The 19,996-nt window shown below is 72.7% G+C and carries 20 protein-coding genes; 8 read left to right on the top strand and 12 right to left on the bottom strand.

Annotated features, from left to right (window positions below; all coding sequences use genetic code 11):
- Positions 1 to 14: 14 nt before the first annotated feature.
- The 4 genes from AB0C28_RS08035 to AB0C28_RS08050 all read right to left on the bottom strand — a co-directional run bounded on the left by AB0C28_RS08035 (position 15) and on the right by AB0C28_RS08050 (position 3,500).
- Complete coding sequence (locus AB0C28_RS08035; protein WP_357842115.1) at positions 15 to 608, bottom strand: response regulator transcription factor; 594 nt, start codon at positions 606 to 608, stop codon at positions 15 to 17.
- Complete coding sequence (locus AB0C28_RS08040; protein ID WP_358073426.1) at positions 605 to 1,816, bottom strand: sensor histidine kinase; 1,212 nt, start codon at positions 1,814 to 1,816, stop codon at positions 605 to 607. The genes AB0C28_RS08035 and AB0C28_RS08040 overlap by 4 nt, the downstream gene beginning before the upstream one ends.
- Positions 1,813 to 2,535, bottom strand: a complete 723-nt coding sequence (locus AB0C28_RS08045; protein ID WP_357842121.1) for an ABC transporter permease — start codon at positions 2,533 to 2,535, stop codon at positions 1,813 to 1,815. The genes AB0C28_RS08040 and AB0C28_RS08045 overlap by 4 nt, the downstream gene beginning before the upstream one ends.
- 65 nt (positions 2,536 to 2,600) lie before the next feature.
- Entirely contained in the window at positions 2,601 to 3,500 is a 900-nt protein-coding gene (locus tag AB0C28_RS08050; protein WP_357842124.1) for an ABC transporter ATP-binding protein, read from the bottom strand.
- Between the two features lie 203 nt (positions 3,501 to 3,703).
- On the opposite strand from AB0C28_RS08050, the gene AB0C28_RS08055 reads away from it, so the two are divergent.
- From AB0C28_RS08055 to AB0C28_RS08065, 3 genes are read left to right on the top strand one after another with little or no spacing between them, the layout of a single operon-like run.
- Positions 3,704 to 4,591, top strand: a complete 888-nt coding sequence (locus AB0C28_RS08055; RefSeq protein WP_358073427.1) for a hypothetical protein — start codon at positions 3,704 to 3,706, stop codon at positions 4,589 to 4,591.
- 33 nt (positions 4,592 to 4,624) lie between these two features.
- The gene (locus AB0C28_RS08060) at positions 4,625 to 5,557 is read left to right on the top strand and encodes a hypothetical protein (RefSeq protein ID WP_357842129.1); all 933 of its coding nucleotides are present in this window, start codon (positions 4,625 to 4,627) and stop codon (positions 5,555 to 5,557) included.
- Between the two features lie 21 nt (positions 5,558 to 5,578).
- Entirely contained in the window at positions 5,579 to 6,469 is an 891-nt protein-coding gene (locus AB0C28_RS08065) for a hypothetical protein (protein ID WP_358073428.1), read from the top strand.
- 45 nt (positions 6,470 to 6,514) lie between these two features.
- Here the strand turns inward: AB0C28_RS08065 and AB0C28_RS08070 are convergent, their stop codons facing one another.
- Together AB0C28_RS08070 and AB0C28_RS08075 are read right to left on the bottom strand one after the other, a co-directional pair.
- Positions 6,515 to 7,684 carry a UDP-N-acetylglucosamine--N-acetylmuramyl-(pentapeptide) pyrophosphoryl-undecaprenol N-acetylglucosamine transferase gene (locus tag AB0C28_RS08070; protein WP_357842135.1) on the bottom strand — a complete coding sequence of 390 codons (1,170 nt, stop codon included), beginning with the start codon at positions 7,682 to 7,684 and terminating at the stop codon, positions 6,515 to 6,517.
- 4 nt (positions 7,685 to 7,688) lie between these two features.
- On the bottom strand, positions 7,689 to 8,660 hold the full coding sequence (locus AB0C28_RS08075) for a formylglycine-generating enzyme family protein (RefSeq protein ID WP_358073429.1): 972 nt from the start codon (positions 8,658 to 8,660) through the stop codon (positions 7,689 to 7,691).
- Between the two features lie 28 nt (positions 8,661 to 8,688).
- Here AB0C28_RS08075 and AB0C28_RS08080 point away from each other — a divergent pair, with 28 nt between their 5' ends.
- Genes AB0C28_RS08080 through AB0C28_RS08090 form a run of 3 tightly spaced genes read left to right on the top strand, consistent with a single transcriptional unit; the run spans position 8,689 to position 11,344 of the window.
- Positions 8,689 to 9,996, top strand: a complete 1,308-nt coding sequence (locus tag AB0C28_RS08080) for a cytochrome P450 (protein ID WP_358073430.1) — start codon at positions 8,689 to 8,691, stop codon at positions 9,994 to 9,996.
- A gap of 9 nt (positions 9,997 to 10,005) precedes the next feature.
- On the top strand, positions 10,006 to 10,965 hold the full coding sequence (locus AB0C28_RS08085; RefSeq protein ID WP_357842143.1) for a Ppx/GppA phosphatase family protein: 960 nt from the start codon (positions 10,006 to 10,008) through the stop codon (positions 10,963 to 10,965).
- 58 nt (positions 10,966 to 11,023) lie between these two features.
- Entirely contained in the window at positions 11,024 to 11,344 is a 321-nt protein-coding gene (locus AB0C28_RS08090) for a hypothetical protein (protein ID WP_357842146.1), read from the top strand.
- Positions 11,345 to 11,485: 141 nt separating this feature from the next.
- Here AB0C28_RS08090 and AB0C28_RS08095 read toward each other — a convergent pair whose 3' ends face one another.
- Entirely contained in the window at positions 11,486 to 11,917 is a 432-nt protein-coding gene (locus AB0C28_RS08095) for an ATP-binding protein (RefSeq protein WP_357842149.1), read from the bottom strand.
- 64 nt (positions 11,918 to 11,981) lie between these two features.
- The gene (locus tag AB0C28_RS08100; protein WP_357842152.1) at positions 11,982 to 12,551 is read right to left on the bottom strand and encodes a helix-turn-helix domain-containing protein; all 570 of its coding nucleotides are present in this window, start codon (positions 12,549 to 12,551) and stop codon (positions 11,982 to 11,984) included.
- A gap of 92 nt (positions 12,552 to 12,643) precedes the next feature.
- Here AB0C28_RS08100 and AB0C28_RS08105 point away from each other — a divergent pair, with 92 nt between their 5' ends.
- Both AB0C28_RS08105 and AB0C28_RS08110 read left to right on the top strand, forming a co-directional pair.
- A complete protein-coding gene (locus AB0C28_RS08105; protein WP_358073431.1) occupies positions 12,644 to 14,218 on the top strand; it encodes an MDR family MFS transporter in 1,575 nt (524 codons plus the stop codon).
- A 148-nt stretch (positions 14,219 to 14,366) separates the two neighbouring features.
- Complete coding sequence (locus AB0C28_RS08110) at positions 14,367 to 15,296, top strand: GNAT family N-acetyltransferase (protein ID WP_358073432.1); 930 nt, start codon at positions 14,367 to 14,369, stop codon at positions 15,294 to 15,296.
- Positions 15,297 to 15,368: 72 nt separating this feature from the next.
- Here AB0C28_RS08110 and AB0C28_RS08115 read toward each other — a convergent pair whose 3' ends face one another.
- Genes AB0C28_RS08115 through AB0C28_RS08130 form a run of 4 tightly spaced genes read right to left on the bottom strand, consistent with a single transcriptional unit; the run spans position 15,369 to position 19,988 of the window.
- Positions 15,369 to 16,658: an AAA family ATPase gene (locus AB0C28_RS08115; protein WP_357842161.1), complete on the bottom strand. Its 1,290-nt coding sequence runs from the start codon at positions 16,656 to 16,658 to the stop codon at positions 15,369 to 15,371.
- Positions 16,655 to 18,082, bottom strand: a complete 1,428-nt coding sequence (locus tag AB0C28_RS08120) for a hypothetical protein (RefSeq protein WP_358073433.1) — start codon at positions 18,080 to 18,082, stop codon at positions 16,655 to 16,657. The genes AB0C28_RS08115 and AB0C28_RS08120 overlap by 4 nt, the downstream gene beginning before the upstream one ends.
- Positions 18,079 to 19,209: a hypothetical protein gene (locus AB0C28_RS08125; protein ID WP_357842167.1), complete on the bottom strand. Its 1,131-nt coding sequence runs from the start codon at positions 19,207 to 19,209 to the stop codon at positions 18,079 to 18,081. The genes AB0C28_RS08120 and AB0C28_RS08125 overlap by 4 nt, the downstream gene beginning before the upstream one ends.
- Positions 19,206 to 19,988, bottom strand: a complete 783-nt coding sequence (locus AB0C28_RS08130) for a hypothetical protein (RefSeq protein WP_357842170.1) — start codon at positions 19,986 to 19,988, stop codon at positions 19,206 to 19,208. Before AB0C28_RS08130 ends, AB0C28_RS08125 begins: the two co-directional genes overlap by 4 nt.
- Between the last annotated feature and the right edge of the window lie 8 nt (positions 19,989 to 19,996).

Below are 19,996 nucleotides of genomic sequence, written 5' to 3' on the forward strand. Positions count from 1 at the left end.
GCGCTTCCGCCGGATCAGAGCCAGCCGCGGGACTCCGCCACCCGTACCGCCTCGGCGCGGTTGCGGGCGCCCGTCTTGCCGATCGCGGCGGACAGGTAGTTGCGCACGGTGCCCTCCGTGAGGAACAGCCGCCTGGCGATGTCGGCCACGGTGGCCTCGCCCGCCGCCACGCGCAGCACCTCCGCCTCCCGCTGGGTGAGCGGGCTGGGGCCGGTGGTGAGCGCGGTCACGGCCAGCTTGGGATCGATGACCCGCTCGCCGGCCAGCACCCGCCGTACGGTGGCGGCCAGCTCGGCGGCCGGGGCGTCCTTGACCACGTAACCGGCCACGCCGGCGTCGAGCGCCCTGCTGAGGTAGCCGGGGCGGCCGAACGTGGTGACGATGACCACGCGGTGACCGCGCAACTGCTCGGCGACCTCCAGGCCGGACATCCCGGGCATCTCGATGTCGAGAAGGATCACGTCGGGCTCGTGCTCCCGTGTCGCCGCGGCCACCTCGTCGCCCCGTCCCACCTCCGCCACGACCTCGATGTCGTCCTCCAGGGAGAGCAACGCGGCCAGGCCGCCCCTGACAAGGTCCTGGTCGTCCGCGATCAGCACCCGGATCACGCCGCACCCGCCCGCGTCGCCTCCAGCGGGACGCGCACCCGTAGCAGGTAGCCGCCCTCGGGTCGCGGCCCCGCCTCCAGCCGCCCGCCTGCGGCCCCGACCCGCTCAGCCAGCCCGGCCAGCCCACTCCCCACCGGCTCACCACCCCTGGCCGGTGCGGGGGTGGCGTGATCTTCACCCGCGGCGGTGCTCTGGTGGCCGTGGTCCTCGGGCACAGCGGTCGTGGCGGGGTGGCCGTCGTCGGTTACCTCCAGGGCGGCCGACGTCTCGTCCAGGCGCAACGCGATGTGGCAGTGGCGGGCGCGGCTGTGGCGCAGGACGTTCGTGGCGGCCTCCCGTACGGACCAGGCGAGCAGGGCTTCGGCGGCGGCCGGGATGGGCCCGTCGGCGGGGGACACCGTCACCTCGATCCCGGCCACCCCCAGATTACGGGTCGCCCCCTCCAGTTCCTCCGACAACGACGGCGCCCGGTACCCGGTGATCGTCCGCCGGACCTCGTCGAGCGCCCGCCGGGCGGCCCGCTCCACCTCCGTCATCTCGGCGGCGGCCCGCCCGGGGTCGGCGGGCGCCAGGCGGGCGGCGAGCTGGCTCCTGATCGTGATCGAGGTGAGCGTGTGCCCCAGCGTGTCGTGCAGGTCCCTGGCGAAGCGCAGCCGCTCGTTCTCCACGGCCAGCCGCGCGACCTCGGCCCTGGCCGCGTCCAGCCGCGCCACCAGCAGGCCCATGTGCCGCAGGCTGTGCACGGCGGCGGCCTGCACGGCGATGACGAGCGGCACCCACCAGACCCGGGACAGCGGCGCCCCCGACGCCAGTAGCGCTGTCACCTCCACGGCGGCGACGGCGGCCGTCGCGGCGGCGAAGGCCACGGCGGGCAGGGTGGCGGCGAAGGCGCTGACCGCGTACACGAACGACGTGTACGCCCACGGCTGCCCGAACAGCGGCAGCAGTGCCAGCCAGGACCCCGTCAGCCCGGTCACGGCCCACGGGTTGGCGGTCGTGGCGCGGGCGCTCAGCATCCGCCACATGATCGCCACCCAGCAGGCCGCGAACAGCGCCACCCCGCCCAGCGCCGCGATCACCGCAAGCGGCCCCGGCCCCCGTTCCATGAACACCCACAGCGGCCAGCCGATCAGCAGCAGCCAGGCGCACGCGCCCGCTCTGGCCGCCGCCCGGCTTTTGGTGAAGTCGAACTCCCGCACCGGTGTCACAACGCCCGACGGTAACGCCACCCGGCCAGCGCGCAGAAGAGCAGTGTCCAGGCGGTCAGCACGGCGAGCGAGGTCCCGGTCGGCGGCAGGCCGTCCAGGGCCCGCCAGCCCAGCGACCCCGCCTGGTAGGCCGGGCTGAGCTCGGCCAGCGCCCGCATCCCGGCCGGCATGGCCTGGACCGGCAGCCACAGCCCGCCGAGCACCGACATGGCGAAGTAGACGACCATCATGGCCAGGTTCGCGACCTGCCCCTTCAGCGTGTAGCCGAAGGCGACGCCGAGCGCCGCGAAAGGCAGCACACCGACCCAGATCAGCACCACCAGGACGGGCCAGGTGCCGGCCGGCAGCCGGACGCCGGACAGCAGCGCGCCCGCGCCGAGCACCACGACGATGCTCGGCAGCACCGTGGCCGCGCCGCTGAGCAGCTTGGCCGTCACGTAGCCGTGCGCGGGCAGCGGTGTCACCGCGAGCTGGTCGAGCCAGCCCCTGCCCCGCTCCATCGCGATGGCGCCCCCGATGAACAGCGCGCCGCCCATCGCGCCGTACGTGGCCATCGACACCATCGAGTACGCGGCGAAGTCGCCCGTCTGGTCGCGCGGCACCACGTCGAGCACCTTCGTCCACAGCAGGTAGAGCCCCAGCGGGAAGAACGTCAGCATGACCAGCCCCACCGGGTTGCGGAACCCGCGCACCAGCTCCAGCCGCAGATACGACCCCATCGCCCCCACCGATCCCCTCGACCGCACCGATTTCGATCCCACTGGTCCCGATCCCGCCGATCCCATCAGCTCCGCCCTCCCGTCAGGCTCACGAACGCGCTCTCCAGGTCCACACCCTCGACCCGCACCCCCGTGACGTCCTCGTACGCGCTAAACAGCGCGCGCAGCGTGGCGTCCGGATCCACGGTCCGCAACCGCACCGCACGCCCCTCCACGCTCACGTGACGCACTCCGGGCAGGAGCGCCAGCCGGGCAGGGTCGGCGCCGTCCAGCACGCACCGCACCTCGTCCCCGCCGACCAGGGACTTCACCTCGGCCACCGACCCGTCCGCGACGACCCGCCCGCCGGCGAGCAGCACGACCCGGTCGGCGTAGTCGTCGGCCTCGGTCAGATAGTGGGTGGCGAAGACGGCCGTGCCGCCCCGCCCGGTCCTGGCCCTGATCTCGCGCCACAGCGCCCGGCGGCCCTCGACGTCCAGCCCGACGGTCGGCTCGTCCAGCACCAGCAGTTCCGGATCCCCGGCCACGCACAGCGCGAACCTGACCCGCTGCCGCTGCCCGCCCGACAGCCGCCCGACGAGGCGGCGAGCCAGCTCCTCGATGCCCGCCGCCCGCAGCGCCCGCTCCGGCGGCGGCCGGTCCGGATACATCCCGGCGACGGCGGCCACCAGCTCGCCCACCCGTACGTCGTCCAGCAGCCCCGACTCCTGCGGCAGCACCCCGACCAGGCCCGCCCGCAGCGCCTCGTCCGGCGGGCGGCCGAGGACCCTGGCGGTGCCCGAGGCGGGGGCGCGCAGGCCGAGCGCGATGGACAGCAGCGTGCTCTTGCCGGCCCCGTTCGGGCCCAGCACCGCCACCGTCTCGCCCCGGCCGACCTTCAGATCGACGCCGCCGAGCGCGGTGACCGGCCCGTAGGTCTTGGTCACGGCCCTGAGTTCCAGCGCGTTCCCCTTCACATCACTCATGCGCCCAGCCTGACGGTGCAGGTGGGGGCGGGTGTAGTGCCGTACGTCAGCCGGGCCCGCATGACGGACGTCATGTGCCCGAGGCCCCGTCCGGCGGTCCCGGTTGCATCGGACTGTCCTTTCGGAGGCTGACACTCTGCCGAAATGGCACGTAATATGCGCACATCACGAGCGTTGGGGGCGCCAGGGTGCCAGGACAGAACGTGGGTGTGGTCGTCGATCCGGGTGTGCCGCCGGAGATCGCCGGGCTGTTGCGGTCCAACGTCTCCTTACTGTCCAGGATCAGGGCCGGATGGGTGCCGCGCGCCGCGGCGCCGCCGCAGCGCCGCCGCAGTCCGTCCAGCGCGCTGCTGCTGGCCGCCACCCCGGTCGTGATCGCCCTCATGGCCGTCCTGCTCGCCTCGCCGGTGGCGCCCGCCGGGTTCGTGCTGCTCGGCACGTACGTCTTCATCGTCCTGGTGAAGATCGCGTCCATGAGCGAGGTCCCCGAGGACGACCGCCCGCACGAGCGCGGCGTCTACGAGCAGGCCCGCTGGTACGACGGCCGCTACCTGCTGCCCGAGGACTTCGACCACGACGCCAGGACGGTCCTGACCAGGGCGCAGCGCGCCATCGGGTCGGTCCTGCGCTCCCACGTCAACGCCGAGGGCATGCTCGACGACGCCCGCAACGCCGTCATGCTGCCCGCCCAGGAGTGGGAGATCGCCCGGCTGCTGGCCAAGCTGTCGGCGCTGCGCCTGGAGCACAGGGAGCTGCTGGCCAGGGGCATCGCCCCCGAGGTGGCCGCGGTGATCGAGCCGCTCGAACGCGCCCTGGCCAACAGCGAGGCCGCCGTGGTCGCCCGGGTCGAGGCGCTGGAGCGCTACGCCGGGCACGTCGCGGAGGCCGAGCGCGCCTACCACGCGCGCGGCCAGATCGAGGAGTTGCGCGCCCGGCTGCCCCGTTACGAGGAACTGCTGGCCGAGTCCGGCGCGGACAAGCTCGCCGTGCCGGAGATCGAACGGCTGGCCGAGGACGCCGACGTCCTGGAACGCACGTTGCGGCGCAGCGTGGACTCCGCGCACGAGGCGTTCCGCTACCTGGAAAGCTGACACCCGGACAGAAGGGCACATAGGATCAGTAACGTGGCCGGGCGTCCTGCGAAGGTGATCGTCGATCCGGCGGTGCCCGGCGACGTCGCGGCCCTTCTCCGCGACAATCGCAAGATCCTGCTGCGGGTCCACGCCGGCTGGGAGCCCGCGCACAAGCGCCACCTGCCCATGACGGGACCCATGACCAGCCGGGCGTTCCGGCTCGCGATCACCCTGGCGGCCGTCGTGACGGCCCTCGGCGCGACCGTGTACGGGCTCATGCTCTTCGTGGCCGAGCGCTACACCCCGTTCGCCGTGATCATGACGGGGGCGGCGCTGCTGTTCGTCAGCGTGCTGCTGCGGCCCAGGACCGACGCCGAGGCGGAGCGGCGGCGGGAGCGCGAGCGCGAGGTCTACGAGGCCGCCCGCCGGCACGAGGGCCACTACGTCCTGCGCGAACGGCTCGACGACCCCGCCAGGGCGCTCATGTCCCGCGCCCAGGCCGCCGTCGACCAGGTCATGGACTCCCACGTGAACGCCGAGGGCCTGCTCGACGACGTACGCAACGGCGTGATGCTGCCCGCGCAGGAGTGGGAGATCGCCCGGCTGCTGGCCAAGCTGTCGGAGCTGCGCGCCGAGCACCAGGAGGTCGTCTCGGAGGGCATCACCCCCGAGGTGGCCGCCGTGGCCGAGCCCTTCGCCCATGCGCTGGACAGCAGCGAGCGGGCGGTGCTGGCCCGCGTGGAGGCACTGGAGCGGTACGCGGGCCACGTGGCCGACGCCGAGCGCGCGTACCGGGCCAGGCACCAGATCGAACGTCTCAGCTCCAAACTGCACCAGTACGAGGAACTGGTCGCGGAGACGGGGGCGGACGGCTTCGCCGTGCCGGAGCTGGACCGCCTGACCGACGAGGCCGGCCGGCTTGAGCAGGCGCTGCGCGACAGCGTCAGCTCCGCGCACGAAGCATTTCGACACCTCAACGGCTGAATTACCTTAGGATCCGGATTCGTGGCGGATGTGGTGGTAGACCCCGGAGTACCGCCGGAGGACGCCCAATTGCTCAGGGAGAGCCGGCGCGTACTGATCAAGATGCGCCACGGCTGGGTCCCCGAGCCGCGGCGATCGGCCTCCGGCCTGCGTGTCCGCAGGATCGCCTCGCTCGGCGGCGTGGCCTTCTTCGGCCTGCTCATGGGAGTGGGCTTCCTGGGCCGCGGGGTGGGCCTGCTGCTGCTCGTGCTGATCGGCATCCCGCTGATGATCGCGCTGTCCATCCGCAACGAACTGACGGAGGAGGACGAGGACGACGGCGACTACGAGCGGGAGATCTACGAGCAACTGCGCTGGTACGAGGGCCGCTACGTGCTCCCCGACGACCTCGACGAGGCCTCCGCCCGCATCCTGGCCCGCGCCCAGCGCGCCATCGCCGCCGTCACCGGGTCCAGGGTCAACGCAGAAGGGCTGCTCGACGACGTGCGCAACGCGGTGATGCTGCCCGCGCAGGAGTGGGAGATCGCCCGGCTGCTGGCCAAACTGTCGGCCCTGCGCACCAAGCACAGGGAGACCGTCTCGCAGGGGCTCACGCCCGAGGTCGAGGCCGTGGCCGCGCCCCTCGCCCGGGCGCTGGACAGCAGCGAGGACGCCGTGCTGGCCCGGGTCGAGGCGCTGGAACGGTACGCCGCCAACGTGGCGGACGCCGAGCGGGCGTACCTGGCCCAGCACCAGATCGAGGAGCTGCGCGGGCGGCTGCACCAGTACGAGGAACTGGTCGCCGAGACAGGGGCGGACGGGTTCGCCGTGCCGGAGCTGGAACGCCTGGCCGAGGACGCCGACCGGCTTGAGCAGGCACTGAGGCGGAGCGTGAGCTCCGCCCAGGAGGCCTTCCGCTACCTCGACCCGTGAGCCGGGCTCAGCCGCCCACCCGCCGCGCCCGCTCGTGAGCCGGGCTCAGGACGGGTTCGGCTGGCGTGGGGCGTGCACTGCCGCGGCCGGGTGGTTCGCGGCGTCCAGCAGCAGGTCGCACAGGGCGTCGGCCGCGTCCAGGCGCCCCAGCCCGGCCGCCGCCTGCCCCATCGCCTGCCGCAGCCCCGGATCGGCCAGCAGCGGCATCAGCTCGGCCAGCAGCATGTCGCCCGTGGGCCGCGGTTCGAGCAGCGCCCGTGCCGCGCCCGCCGAAGCCAGGTAACCGGCGTTCTTGCGCTGCTCGTCACCGCCGGTCGGGATCAGCGGCACCAGCACGGAGGGCTTGCCGATCGCGGTCAGCTCCGACACCGTGCCGGCCCCGCTGCGCGAGATCACCACGTCGGCCGCGGCGAACAGGTCGGGCAACTCCTCGCCCACGTACGGCACCGGATGGTAGCGGTCGGCCAGGTCAGGCGGCAGCGCCACCGCCCGCATCTCGTCGATCAGCGCGGGCCCGCACTGGTGCACGATCTGCGCGTGCTGCAGCAGCCGGGGCAGGATCTCCGCGATCAGCGTGTTGATCTGCCGGCTGCCCTGCGCGCCGCCCGTCACGTAGATCAGCGGCACCTCGAACGTGAGCCCGAACAGGTCGTAGGCCGCCGCCCGGTTGCCCTGCAGCAGCGCGGGCCTGACCGGGTTGCCGGTCACCACGGCCTTCGCCCGGGCCGACGCGGGCAGGTAGTCGAGCGACGACTCGTGGGACAGCGCGATCCTGGTCGCCAGCCTGGCCAGGATGCGGTTGGCCAGCCCCACCACCGTGGTCTGCTCGTGCATGACCAGCGGGCGGCGGATCAGCTTGGCCGCCACCCCGATGGGGACCGCCACGTAGCCCCCCGTCGACAGCACCACGTCGGGCAGGTAGCGGGCGGCGTGCCCGACCGCCTGGAACACCCCCACCGGGATGCGGAAGACGTCGGCGACGTTGGTGCCCAGCTCTTTCAGGTTGGGGCGGCGGCGCAGCTTTCCCGTCGTGATCGCCTTGAACGGGATGCCGTGCTCGGCGGTGATCCGCGCCTCAAGGCCGTTGGCCGTGCCCACCCAGAGCACGTCGTGCGGCACCTGACGTCGCTGGACGGCCGACAGGGTCGTCAGGGCCGGATAGGTGTGACCACCGGTGCCGCCGCCGGTGATCAGCAGTCGCAGGGTTCGTGACATGCGATCAGAGTATGGCCGCACAGCGGAACCCCGTGTGCCCGGTCGAGGAGTCCGGTGTGTTGGAGGTGCGCGCGGCCACCCGGTAGCGGTTGCAGTAGGAGTCGTGGCACATGTACGAGCCGCCGCGGATCACCTTCCCCTGCCCCTCCGCCGGCCCCGTGGGATTGTCGGCGTACGGCTCCCACTCCGTGCCCCACCAGTCCGCGGTCCACTCCCACACGTTGCCCGAGACGTTGTAGAGCCCGTAGCCGTTCGGCTGGAACGACTTGACCGGCATCGTCCCCTTGCTCGGCGCGGACGGGAAGTGACCCTCCCAGATGTTGCAGCGCTTGCGGCCCTTCGGCGCCAGCTCGTCGCCCCACGGGTAACGCTTGCGCTCCAGCCCGCCCCTGGCCGCCGCCTCCCACTCGGCCTCGGTCGGCAGGCGCTTGCCCGCCCAGGTGGCGTACGCGGTGGCGTCGTTCCAGGACACGTGGACGACCGGATGGTTCTGGCGGTCGCCGTTGGAGGAGCCGGGGCCTTCAGGCGTACGCCACGTGGCCCCCTCCACGCCGGCCCACCAGGGCGCGCCGGGCACGGTCGCGTCGATCACGCCCGCTCTGGCGAACTGGCGGAACACGAACGACCAGCCGATCTGCTCGGCCTCGGTGACATAACCGGTCTCCTTCACGAACGTGGCGAACTGCGCGTTCGTCACGCACACTGGATCGATCATGAAGGGATCGAGCCTGACCTCACGCACCGGCCCCTCGCCGTCCTCGGGCCGTCCGTCCGGATCGTCCCCGCCCACGACGTACGTCCCGCCGGGCACGCGCACCATCCCGCGCGGCGCCGCCCGCCGCGCCGTGATCGTGACGGCCTCCTGGATCGGCCCGCCGGCTTTCTCGACCGGCCCGCCGGTGACCTCGGCCGGTCCGTCGGCGGCCTCCCTGCTCGGGCCACAACAAGCGCTCACAGACCCCCCAAAACGTGTCATGACACCAAGGAAGGGTAGTGCCTGTACCATGCCCGCGATCACACGGCCGGCGCGTGTGACGGCGGCCGAGTCGCTGGCCGTGGCCGCCACGCTGGTTCTGCCGACCCTGGCGCAGGGCGTCGTGGTGCGGCGGCCCTCCATGGTTCGCCTGGCCGCCCTGTGCCGGGCCGAGGAGCGTGCGATCCGGCTCCTGCGCCGGCTGCGCGCCACGTATGGCGACGGGCCGCTGATGGTGCCCGTGCCAGGGCGCGGCTGGGCGATGCTGCCGCTGGCCTCCCGCGACGTACGCGCGGTGCTGGAGGACCGGGCGTTCAGCCCGGCCAGCAGGGACAAACGCGGCGCGCTCGCCCACTTCCAGCCCGACGGCGTGCTGATCACCCCAGAACGCGACCTCCGCGACCGCCGCCGCGCCCTGAACGAACAGGTCCTGCACACCGGCCACCTCCCCGTCACCGAGATCGCCGCGGAGGAGGCAGCCACGCTGCCCCGTCAGGGGACGCTGACCTGGCCGCTCTTCCACGCCGCCCACTGGCGGCTGGCGCGGCGGGTCGTGCTCGGTGACGGTGCCCGCCACGACGTGACCCTCACCAGGCAGCTCGACCGGCTGCGCCGTGACGCCAACTGGGCGTGGCTGCGCGGGCAGCGCACCGACGTGCGCAACGCGTTCCAGCGGCGGCTAGCCGCCCACCTCGCCAGGGCCGAGCCCGGCAGCCTGGCCGGAGAACTGGCCAGGGCGGAGGCGGCGGCGGATGTGCACGCCGAGGGGCAGGTGCCGCACTGGCTGTTCGCCTACGACGCCGGCGCCATGGCCGCCTACCGCGCCCTGGCCCTCCTGACCTCGCCCATGTGCCGCCAGGACCGGGGCTCCTCGGATCAGGGCCGCCAGGGTCGGGGTTCGGCGGGGGACGCGGGGGTGCCGGGGGCCGACCGGCTGAGGGCGGCCGTGCTGGAGTCCGTGCGGCTCTGGCCCACCACGCTCGCCATCCTGCGCGAGGTCACCGGCCCCAACCCCTGGGACCTCCCGGCGGGCACGACGGTGATGATCCACAGCCCGTACGTCAACAGGGAGGAGCCCGGCGCCTCCTACCGTCCCGACCTGTGGCTCGAAGGCGGGCCGGAACCCGGGAACGACGGCGGGACCTGGGCGGGGGTGCCCTTCAGCGGCGGGTTCGCCCGCTGCCCGGGCGAGGATCTGGTGCTGGCCACCTCGGCCGCGCTGCTGGGCGCGTTCCTGCGGGAGCGCGCGGTCAGGCCGTCCGTCATCCTGGAGAACCCGATGCCCGTCACGTTCGATCACTTCCGACTGCGTTTCACGATAAAAGCCGCAAAACGGTAGCGTTTTCTCATGCGACTCGGCGTGCTGGACATCGGCTCGAACACCGTCCATTTACTGGTCGTCGACGCCCACCGGGGCGCCCGGCCCATGCCCGCCTACTCCCACAAGGTCGACCTGCGCCTGACCGAGCACCTCGACGACGAGCACCGGCTGGGGGCGCAGGGCATCGAACGGCTCGGCGGCTTCGTCGAGGAGGCCGTTCACCTCGCCGAGGACAAGGGCGTGGAGGAGCTGCTGGCCTTCGCCACCTCCGCCGTGCGCGAGGCGGCCAACGTCGAGCAGGTCCTCGCGGAGGTCGACGAGCGCTGCGGCGTGCACATCGAGGTGCTGTCCGGGCGCGACGAGGCCCGGTTGACGTTCCTGGCCGTGCGGCGCTGGTTCGGCTGGTCGCCGGGGCGGCTGCTCGCCTTCGACATCGGCGGCGGCTCGCTGGAGATCGCCGCCGGCGTGGACGAGGAGCCCGACGCGGCGGTGTCGCTGCCGCTGGGCGCGGGACGGCTCACGCGCGACTGGTTCACCGGCGACCCGCCGTCGCCGGACGAGGTGCGCAAGCTGCGCAAGCACGTACGCGCCGAGATCGCCCGCAACGTCGGCGGCATCGCGAGGTACGGCGTGCCCGACCGCGCGGTCGCCACCTCCAAGACCTTCAAGCAGCTGGCCAGGATCGCCGGCGCGGCGCCCTCCAGCGACGGCCCGTACGTTTCCCGCTCGCTGTCCCGCCAGGACATGGCCGACTGGGCCGGCAAGCTCACCACCATGGGCTCCGCCGAGCGGGCGCGGCTGTCGGGCGTGTCGGAGGGGCGGGCGGCGCAACTGGCGGCCGGGGCGCTGGTCGCCGACGCGGCCATGGACCTGTTCGAGGTGGACCGGCTGGAGGTGTGCCCGTGGGCGCTGCGCGAGGGAGTCATACTGCGCCGGCTCGACGTGCTGCCCGGGCGGCTCGACCAGCGCGACGGTCTGGCGGAGTAAGCTCGATCTATCCCTATTTATTGGCATGAAGTCCTGGTGAGTGGGCATTTCACGCCGAATGATGACACTGCTCGGCGCGCTCGGGACCCTGGCGGTCGTCCTCCTCCTCATCGTCCTGTCTGTGCTGCTCATCGCGGGCGTCTCGATGGTCGTCCTGCTGGCGATGGCGGCCTCGCTGACCCACTGGAAGCGGTGGTGGAACCGGCTGACCCGGGGAAACCCGGCTGCCGGGGAAGCGGATGCTGAGCCCGCCACGCCCGCGGAGCCGGAAACGGTCACAGGGGGAGCGGAGCCGGAGGACGATACGAGCCCCGGCGAGGAGACGTCACCCGCGGGGCTGCGAATGGAGCTGAGCGGAGCCCGGGCCTCCCGGCCATGACGGCCGCGGAGGTCTCCGGGACAGCGACGGTCGTGCGGCGTTTCAGGGGAAGGACGGTGGGGGCGCGGGCCGGCGGGGCTTACGCAGGCCGGGCCCTGGACGCTCGTGCGACCTGTGCCCGGATGCCGCCCGCCAGGGAGCCTAGGTGGTCATCAGCTGCTGCCCGGCCGCCCCCGGCGCGTACCGCAGGCGCTTCTCCAGGCAGACCACCGCTCCGTGCTCTCTCCTGTTGGTGAATCGGATGTCGTCGGCGAGCGCGCGCATGATCTGCAGCCCGCGTCCGTGCTCGGAGCCGGGTTCGGGTATGGACACCTTGTCGGCGTCGAACCCGTCGCCCGTGTCGACCACCCTGATCACGCACAGATGGTCGTGCACCGACGCGCTGACCGTGTAGTCGTCGCTCGGCGCCGCGTGCTTGATCACGTTGGAGCACGCCTCGGTGAGCATGAGTTCGATGTCGTCGCGGACCTGCGGCTCGACGCCTAGCGACCGCAGCGTGCCGTCCAGCATCTGCCTGATCAGCGGAACGCTCGCCGCATCTCTGGGCAGTCGGAGCGCCATCGTAGCCTCCACCGCACCTCCTTCCGTCCGGATGCGTGCGGTGCTCCTGCCCTCAAACACCTGCGGCAATCGTCCCTCAGCGATCGGGGGCCCCGGAGCCGGCGGGCTCCAGGAGGCGGAAGGCCACCTCCAGGCAGGCTTTGTGGATCTCGTCCTCCGACAGTTCGCCCTCCTGGAGCATCCACTTGCCCGCGTGCATGGCGAACAGGGCCAGCGAGTGGCTGACGCGCTCGGCGGGAGTGGCGTCCGGTTCGCTGATCTGCTTGGTCAGCTCGATCATCCGCTCGCGGATCCTGATCAGCGTGGGATGGTCGCGCAGCGCGGTCTGGTTGCGTTCGAGGAACCTGGAGATCCCGAGATGCCGCTCGCTCCTGACGCTGTCGGCGTAACGCATGACCAGCTCACGGCGCATCTCCGGGGTGCGCGGGCGGCTCTTGACCCATTTCAGCAGCTCCTCCAGCTCCTCGAGGCGCTTGTCGACCAGGCTCGTCACGATGTCGTCCTTGGTCTTGAAGTGGTAGTAGAGCGCGGCCTTCGTCACCCCGAGCTCCTCGGCGATCTCCCGCAGCGACGTCGCCTCGTATCCCTGCTCGGTGAAGAGCCGCAGTGCGATCTCCTGGATCCGGGTTCGCGTGTCTTCCCGCACTTCGCACCTTTTCGACTTGACGGCCGGCAAGTAAGTATCTACATTCTACGCTTGCCGGTCGGCAAGTAAGTACGTGGACACGGGGGTGTGTGGTGGCGGAAACAGTCGGAAGACGCCGCGAGGTCATGGTCGTCCTGCCCGGCTTAATGCTGGCGATGGTCCTGGCCATGCTGGACAACATGATCGTGGGCACGGCCATGCCGCGCATCGTGGGCGAGCTCGGCGGGCTGACCCACCTGTCCTGGGTCGTCACCGCGTACGTGCTGGGCACCACCGTCTCGACCCCGATCTGGGGCAAGATCGGCGACCTGTACGGGCGCAAGAACATCTTCATCATCTCGGTCGTCATCTTCATGGTGGGCTCAGCCCTCTGCGGCATGGCCGGCTCCGACCTGCTCGGCGGCCCCGACGGCGGCATGGCCGAGCTCATCGCCTTCCGCGCCGTGCAGGGCCTCGGCGCCGGCGGCCTGATGGTGAACGTCATGGCCATCATCGGCGACCTGGTCCCGCCCCGCGAGCGCGGCCAGTACCAGGGCATCATGGCCGGCGTCATGTCGCTGGCGATGTTCGCAGGACCCCTCGTCGGCGGCTTCATCACCGACCACCTCGACTGGCGCTGGGCCTTCTACGTGAACCTCCCCGTCGGCGCGGTCGCGCTCGTGCTGCTGGTGCTGACGCTGCGCCTGCCGCGGGTGGAGCGCGGCGACGTGCGCATCGACTGGGTGGGCGCGGGCCTGCTCTCGGTGAGCATCACCGCGATGGTGCTCATCACCACCTGGGGCGGCAACGAGTACGCCTGGGGCTCCTGGCAGATCCTCGGCCTGGCCGCGCTCGCCGTTCTCACGCTCGTGCTCTTCATCATGGTCGAGCGCAAGGTCGCCGAGCCGATCATGCCGCTGCAGCTGTTCCGCAACCGCAACTTCACCCTCATCTCGGCCATCGGCTTCCTGCTCGGCTTCGCCATGTTCGGCGCGATCAACTTCCTGCCGCTGTTCCAGCAGATGGTGCAGGGCGCCTCGGCCACCAACTCCGGCCTGCTGCTGCTGCCCATGATGGGCGCGGCCATGGTCGTGTCGCTGTTCGTGGGCAGGGCCATCACCAGCACGGGGAAGTACAAGATCTACCCGGTGATCGGCGGCGTGGGCATGACCGCGGGCATGGGGCTGCTGTCCACCATGGGCGTCACCACGCCGTCCTGGACGACCGGCGTGTTCATCGCGGTGCTCGGGCTCGGCATGGGCTTCCTCATGCAGACCACGATGCTCATCGCGCAGAACAGCGTCGAGCAGCGCGACCTGGGCGTCGCCAGCAGCGCCTCCACGTTCTTCCGGTCGATCGGCGGCTCGTTCGGCGTCTCGCTGTTCGGGGCGATCTTCAACAACCACCTGCTGTCGGAGCTGACCGAGCGGGTCGGCCGGCAGGAGGCGGAGCGTCTGGCCGCGACCGGCGCCAGGATGGACCCGGCGGCGGTCGCGAACATGCCGGTCCAGACGCGCACCGGGCTGCTGGAGTCGCTGGCGACCTCGATCTCCGGGGTGTTCTGGTGGGCCATCGTGTTCGCGATCGTGGTGCCGGTGCTGGCGGCGTTCGTCAAGGAGATCCCGCTGCGCGGCGCCGCCCCGGTGGACTCCCCGGCGGACAAGACGGTCGCCCCCGCGGCAGGCTGAACCGGCTGCCGAACGGCTCGGCCGCCGAGCTGCCGAACGGCCGAGCTGTCGAACGGCCAGGTAGGCGGGCTGACCCCGGGCCGTACCCGGGGAAAGGCCCGCGGAAAATGGGAGGCGCGCGGCGGCGGGCGCGGGGACAATCCCTCCCATGCACACCATCACCCGGCCGCGGCCCGACGACGCCGAGGCCATCCACGAGCTCGTCGCCACGAGCGACACCGCGGTGATCGGGGCATCGGACTCCACGCTGGAAGACATCGCGGACGATCTCGTCGAGCCCGGCTTCGACCTCGACCGGGACGCCTGGCTGGCCCACGACCTGGCCGGCCGGCTCGACGGCTGGGCTTGGGCCATCCGCAACGGCGAGAGCGACCTGGTCGACGTCGAGGTGGTCGTCCGTCCCGGCGTGAGCGGGCTGGAGGAACGGCTGTGGGAGGCCGTGCTGGCCCGCGCGGCCGAGCACCGTACAGAAGGCGGTCTCGACGCCGTCACCCTGCACATCGGCGTCTACCGCGCCGACGAGGCCAAGCGGGACCGGATGCGGAGCCGGGGCTTCGAGCCCGGCACCAGCTATCACCGCATGCGGATCGACCATGACGGGCCGGTGCAGCCGCCCGCCGCGCCGCCAGGGCTGACGATGCACTCGGGGCTCGACGAGCAGGTACGGCGCGAAGGGCACCGCGTGTACCAGGAGGGCTTCGCCGAGCACTTCGGCTTCGTGCCGACGCCCTACGAGCTGTGGCACGAGCGCCGGGAGGCCATGAGCACCACCGACTGGAGCCAGCTGGCGCTCGCCCGGATCGACGGCCGCCCGGCCGGGGTGGTGATCGGCAACGACGCGTTCCTGAGCGACGAGGGCTGCGGCTACGTGGCCACGCTGGCCGTGCTGCCCGAGTTCAGGGGCAGGGGCCTCGGCAGGTTCCTGCTGCGGCACGCCTTCGCCGCCGACGCCGCCGCCGGGCGCAAGGGCACGATCCTGCACGTCGACTCCAACAACACCACCCCGGCGCTGGGCCTGTACGAGTCGGCGGGCATGCGCCGGGTCATGGCCATCGACGTCTGGCGCCGCCGCCTCTGACCTCAGCCTGCGCACCCCGCCCGCGGCGATGAGCGGGTGACGCGGGCCGGGGCGGGATCAGACGCGGCGGGATCAGACGCGGTGCCGCGACAGGTGGTCCAGCACCGACTGGTTGGCCTCCCACCCGTCGGGGAACTTCACCGGCACCCCGAGCTGCACCGGCTCCGCCGAAGGGTGCGCGTCCAGCAGTTCGGCGATGCCCGCCCTGGCCACCACCACGCACGCGTGCCGGTGCCGCGACGCCAGCACGCACAGCCGCCCCGACTCCAGGTGGAAGGCGGTGGCGTCCCTGCGCCCCGACAGCGGGTGCAGCACGATCGTGACGTCGTACTCGCGGCCCTGCAGCCGGTTCGCGGTGTCCACGGTGATCTCCGCGGGCAGGCCCGCGGCCCTGATGGCGGCCACCTGGTCGCGGTGCGCCGCGCCGACGGCGATCCGGTCCGCCGTCACCGGCCGCTCGCCCTGCTCGGAGCCCGACACGGCGCCCCGCTGCAGCAGCCGCTCGGCCAGCAGCGCCACCGCCCGCACGGCCTCGCCGTCGGTGCGCACGGTGTGCCGGTTCGGCAGCTCGAGCAGCGCCCAGCCGGACCTGGCCGCCTCCTCCAGCGCCCGGTCGTGCACGGTGCCCATGCCGCCGGTCGACAGCTCCAGCCACCGGTCCCCGTGATCGGTGCCGGACCTGAAGCCGGTGAACGGGTAGAACGCCCGCGACACCACGGGCGCCGCCGACGCGGGCAGCCGCCACGAGACCGGCAGCCGGTGCACGGGCAGGTCGGGGTTGTGCCGCAGCAGCACCGAGACCGCGCTCTGCAGCGGATCCCACGACAGCCCCGACCAGCGGTCGCCGTCCACGATCGAGAACGGGTCGAGCTGGCCGGGGTCGCCGACGAACAGCGCCCGCTCGAACAGCCCCGCGATGCGCAGCAGCTTGTCGGAGCGCATCTGGTACGCCTCGTCCACGATCGCCCACGGCCACACCCGGTCGCCGATCCACGCCCACTTGTCCGCCGTGGCGATGACGATGTCGGGGTCGCCCAGGTCCTGGATGCGGGTGCCGACGCGGACGCCGGGCAGCTCCAGCAGGCGCAGCGGCGGCACGTAGCCGCCGGCCGACAGCCGGCCCACGCTCAGGTGGGGGTGTTTGTCGCTGATCCTGGACACCAGGTCGTCGACCTGCTCGTTGGTCTGGGCCACGATCATCAGCGGCTCGCCGGTGGCCGCGATGTGGGCGGCGGCGCGCACCACGAGGGTGGACTTGCCGGCCCCCGGTGGGGAGTCGACCACCACGCCGCGGTGCCGGGGCAGGTCGGCGAGCACGTTCCTGATGACCTGCTCGGGGCCGATCGTCGGCTCGCCGGTCACGACCACTCCTCCTGGGCGTCCTCGTCGTCGGGCACGTATTCCTGCGGCGGGCCTCCGTGCGTCCACGGCGTGGCCTCGGCGTCGGGCAGGGCGGGCGAGCCCTGGAAGTCGTCGGTCAGCGAGGTGTAGCAGACGCGCTCGCCGACCTCGGGCACCGCGCCGGGCGCGGGCGTCTTGCCCCGGCCCATCCCCTTGGTGATCTTGATGGTGACCAGGCCCTGGCCCGCGTCCACCAGCTCGGCGCCCTGGCCGCGGCGCTGCGGGGTGCCGAGCGAGGTGCCGGGCGGCAGGCGTACCGGATCGTCGGTCTTGATCACCACGAGCGGGCGCAGCTTGCGTGAGCGGCCCTCGCCCTCGGTGTTGTCGGGCACCGTCTCGGCCACCTCGCCCGCGAACGCCTCGCCGCTCAGCCGGTATTCGGCCATGACCAGGGGATCGTCATAGGCGCGCTGCACGTCGTAGCCGGCCTGGGCGCGTTCCATGCGGGCCAGCTTGGCGGCGGCGGTGATCGCGCCGTCGCGGCGGGGCTGCGGTGGCGCGCCCTCGGCGATGTGCACGGCCATCGCGCTGAACGAGCCGCGGTCGTGCTCCCACCGCTGCGCCACGCTCGCCCCCTCGGGCAGGGCGGCGAGCAGGTCGATCGCCTGCCACATGAGCCGCCAGGTGGGCTCCAGCTGGGTGCGCAGCGCCTCGGTGATGCGCTCGGGCTTCTCGCTGTCGATGGCGGGGGCGAGCACCTCGGCGTCGAAGCCGGGGTCGGTCGCGGGCCCGGCGGGCGGCCAGATCAGCGGGTCCTCGGCCTCGTCGCTCGGCCCGGTCGTGATCCAGGCGGTCAGCGCGGCCAGGTTGGCGTCCTCCAGCCCGCTCTGCCCGCTGGCCCAGTGGCGGCCCAGCTCCTCGGTGGCGGCCGTCATCAGCGACGAGCCCGGATAGGAGGCGCGCTCCCCGAAGTACGTCAGCCACCGCCCGAGCAGCGGCACCATGTCCGGCACCGGATAGGGCCCGTCGGCCCGGCGGAAGCGGGTCGAGCGCCCGAGCAGCCGGGTGAAGGCGACACCGGCCAGGTTGGGGACGATCAGCTGCGGCGCGTCGAGCGCCCGCTCGTAGGGGTCGGCGTTCTTGCGCTCCACCGTCTCGGTGTCGTTGAGGAAGCCCTCGATGTACGGCAGCAGCACCCCGGCCAGCTCCGCCGCCCAGGCGAAGCGCAGGTCACGGTTGCGCGGCTGGGTCACCACGAGCAGGCGCGGCCGCTCGCGGTCGGTGCCGAGCATGGCCGCGAGCGGCGCGGCGGCCTCACCCGACAGCTTGAGCGGGATGAACACCATCGGCCGCTCCGACAGGTGGCAGTGCCTGACGGTCGCGACGGGCTGGGCGATGCCCTCGTCGAGGGCGCGCAGCCGGGCGAGCGAGGTCAGCAGGCTCAAGTCAGGCACTCCCGGCGCAGGCGTTCGGCGTTGCGGAGCAGCCGGGCGATCTCCTCCTGGCCGTCGGCGGGGTCACGGGTGCCGTCGGCCAGGCCCAGCGCCTCGGCCACCGAGGCGACGCCGCCCAGCTCGTCGCGCACCTGGCGGCCGAGCAGGTCGGAGGCGCCCTCCTGGCGGGCCTCGTCGCGGCAGAAGAAGCACAGGTCGCAGGTGGACAGGCAGTCGGGCGCGTAGCGGGCGGTGGTCCTGTGCAGCGCGTCGGCCAGCTCGGCCACCGGCCTGGTGGGCCGGCCGTCCTCGCCGGGCAGCAGGTCGAAGCTGAGGCCCTCGGGCAGCGCTTCGAGCAGCCGGTCGAGGGTGGTCATCCGGGTGAGCTGGCGGCGCAGCACGGCGAGCTGCCTGCGTACGTCGACCAGGGTCGCGACCGGCCGGTTGGCGAAGTTCTCCGGGCAGACCAGCACCACGTCGTGGGAGACCTTCAGCGGGTCGTGGCCCAGCTCCTCCAGCAGGGTGCGCAGCGCCAGCACGTAGACCGCCGCCTGCCGCGCCGCCGCGGCCACCGCCGCCGGGTCGGCCTGCCCGTCGATCACCGCGAACGACTTGATCTCCACGATGTGGAAGCGCCCGCCGAGCTGGAAGGCCACCACGTCCGGCTCCAGGTAGGCGGTGTGGCCGGCGATCTCCAGGCTGAGCAGGGGATGGTCGTAGAGGGTGCCCGCGTCGTGGCCCTCGGCCGCGGCCCGGTCGATCAGCGACCTGGTGTGGGCGTGGCGCAGGTGGGCGCCGACATTCTCCACGTCGTGGTAGGACACCTCGGCGACGGGCAGATTCAGCAGCTCGCGCAGCATGCGCAGCAGCTCCGCGCACCCGTCGGCCTTGACCAGCGCCTCGAACATGTTGCCGCGCGTGATCGCGAACGGCGACTGCCCGAACGGCGCGGGGAACCCGAGATGCCGGGCCGCGGCGTCCTTGTCGATGCCGGCCCCGTCCATGAGGGCCCGGCGGCTGCAGCCGGGGTTGGCCGCCAGGGCCGCGATCGCGCGGGCGTCATGCGGCTGCTGCGGCGTGGTGCCCCGCAGGGCCTCCAGCCGGTGCACGGGGTCGCCTTCGCGCTTCAAGCCGCTCACTTGGCCTTCTCCTTCTTGATCGTGCTCAGCGTAGCGGCGCCGAACAGGCGAGTGACGTCATCCAGCTGCGCGGCGGCGCGTTCTGCCAGCTCGGCGCGGTCCCGCGTGTCGCGATCCGCGTGCACGCGCAGCTCCGCGCGGGCCGCCTCGATCACCCGTACGGGGTCCGGCGGGCCCAGCACGGCCTCGCCGGCGCCGGGGATGTTCCTGGCCATCCGCGCCAATAACCGCTCGGCCCGCTCGCCGTCCGACGGCGGCGACATCGACTGCCCGGCCACCGCGATGGCGGCGGTCAGGAAGTCCACCCTGGGGCTCAGCGGGCCGACCACCCGCCGCTCCAGCGGCCAGGCGCTGAGCGCGAGCAGGCCGCGGGCGGGGGAGAGGCGGTCGGTGAGCGCGGCGCACAGGTAGTACGGGCGGCCGAAGGGCGAGGACCTGAACGAGCGCTCCTCGTCCCTGCGCAGGCTGGTGAGCTGACCGCTGCGGATCGTGCCGCCGAGGAACGCCTCGCTGACGGCCACGATCAGCCGGGGCTGGGCGGAGGCCCCGAGCAGGCGCAGCCCCTGGTGCACCTGCTCGCGCACGGTGACCAGGCCGGGCGGGCGCTCCTTGGCCTTCGGCGGCTCGCCGCTGACCAGGGCGTCCCAGGCGCGCTCGGCGCTGCGCAGCTCGGCGCGCAGGGCGCGGGCGGTGGCGCCGTCCCTGGCCCGCATCGCCGTGCGCACGGCGGCCCGCAGCTCGTCGATCCGCCGCTCGAGATCGTCCAGCCGGTCACTCATGGCGCGAG

It is taken from the genome of Nonomuraea sp. NPDC048892, from assembly GCF_040649735.1.
Taxonomy (GTDB): domain Bacteria; phylum Actinomycetota; class Actinomycetes; order Streptosporangiales; family Streptosporangiaceae; genus Nonomuraea; species Nonomuraea maheshkhaliensis.

Coding starts and splice junctions, on each gene's coding strand:
- AB0C28_RS08045 (WP_357842121.1), bottom strand. CDS start 2,535: ATGGGGTCGTATCTGCGGCTGGAGCTGGTGCGCGGGTTCCGCAACCCG.
- AB0C28_RS08050 (WP_357842124.1), bottom strand. CDS start 3,500: ATGAGTGATGTGAAGGGGAACGCGCTGGAACTCAGGGCCGTGACCAAG.
- AB0C28_RS08070 (WP_357842135.1), bottom strand. CDS start 7,684: ATGTCACGAACCCTGCGACTGCTGATCACCGGCGGCGGCACCGGTGGT.
- AB0C28_RS08075 (WP_358073429.1), bottom strand. CDS start 8,660: ATGACACGTTTTGGGGGGTCTGTGAGCGCTTGTTGTGGCCCGAGCAGG.
- AB0C28_RS08080 (WP_358073430.1), top strand. CDS start 8,689: ATGCCCGCGATCACACGGCCGGCGCGTGTGACGGCGGCCGAGTCGCTG.
- AB0C28_RS08085 (WP_357842143.1), top strand. CDS start 10,006: ATGCGACTCGGCGTGCTGGACATCGGCTCGAACACCGTCCATTTACTG.
- AB0C28_RS08090 (WP_357842146.1), top strand. CDS start 11,024: ATGATGACACTGCTCGGCGCGCTCGGGACCCTGGCGGTCGTCCTCCTC.
- AB0C28_RS08110 (WP_358073432.1), top strand. CDS start 14,367: ATGCACACCATCACCCGGCCGCGGCCCGACGACGCCGAGGCCATCCAC.
- AB0C28_RS08130 (WP_357842170.1), bottom strand. CDS start 19,988: ATGAGTGACCGGCTGGACGATCTCGAGCGGCGGATCGACGAGCTGCGG.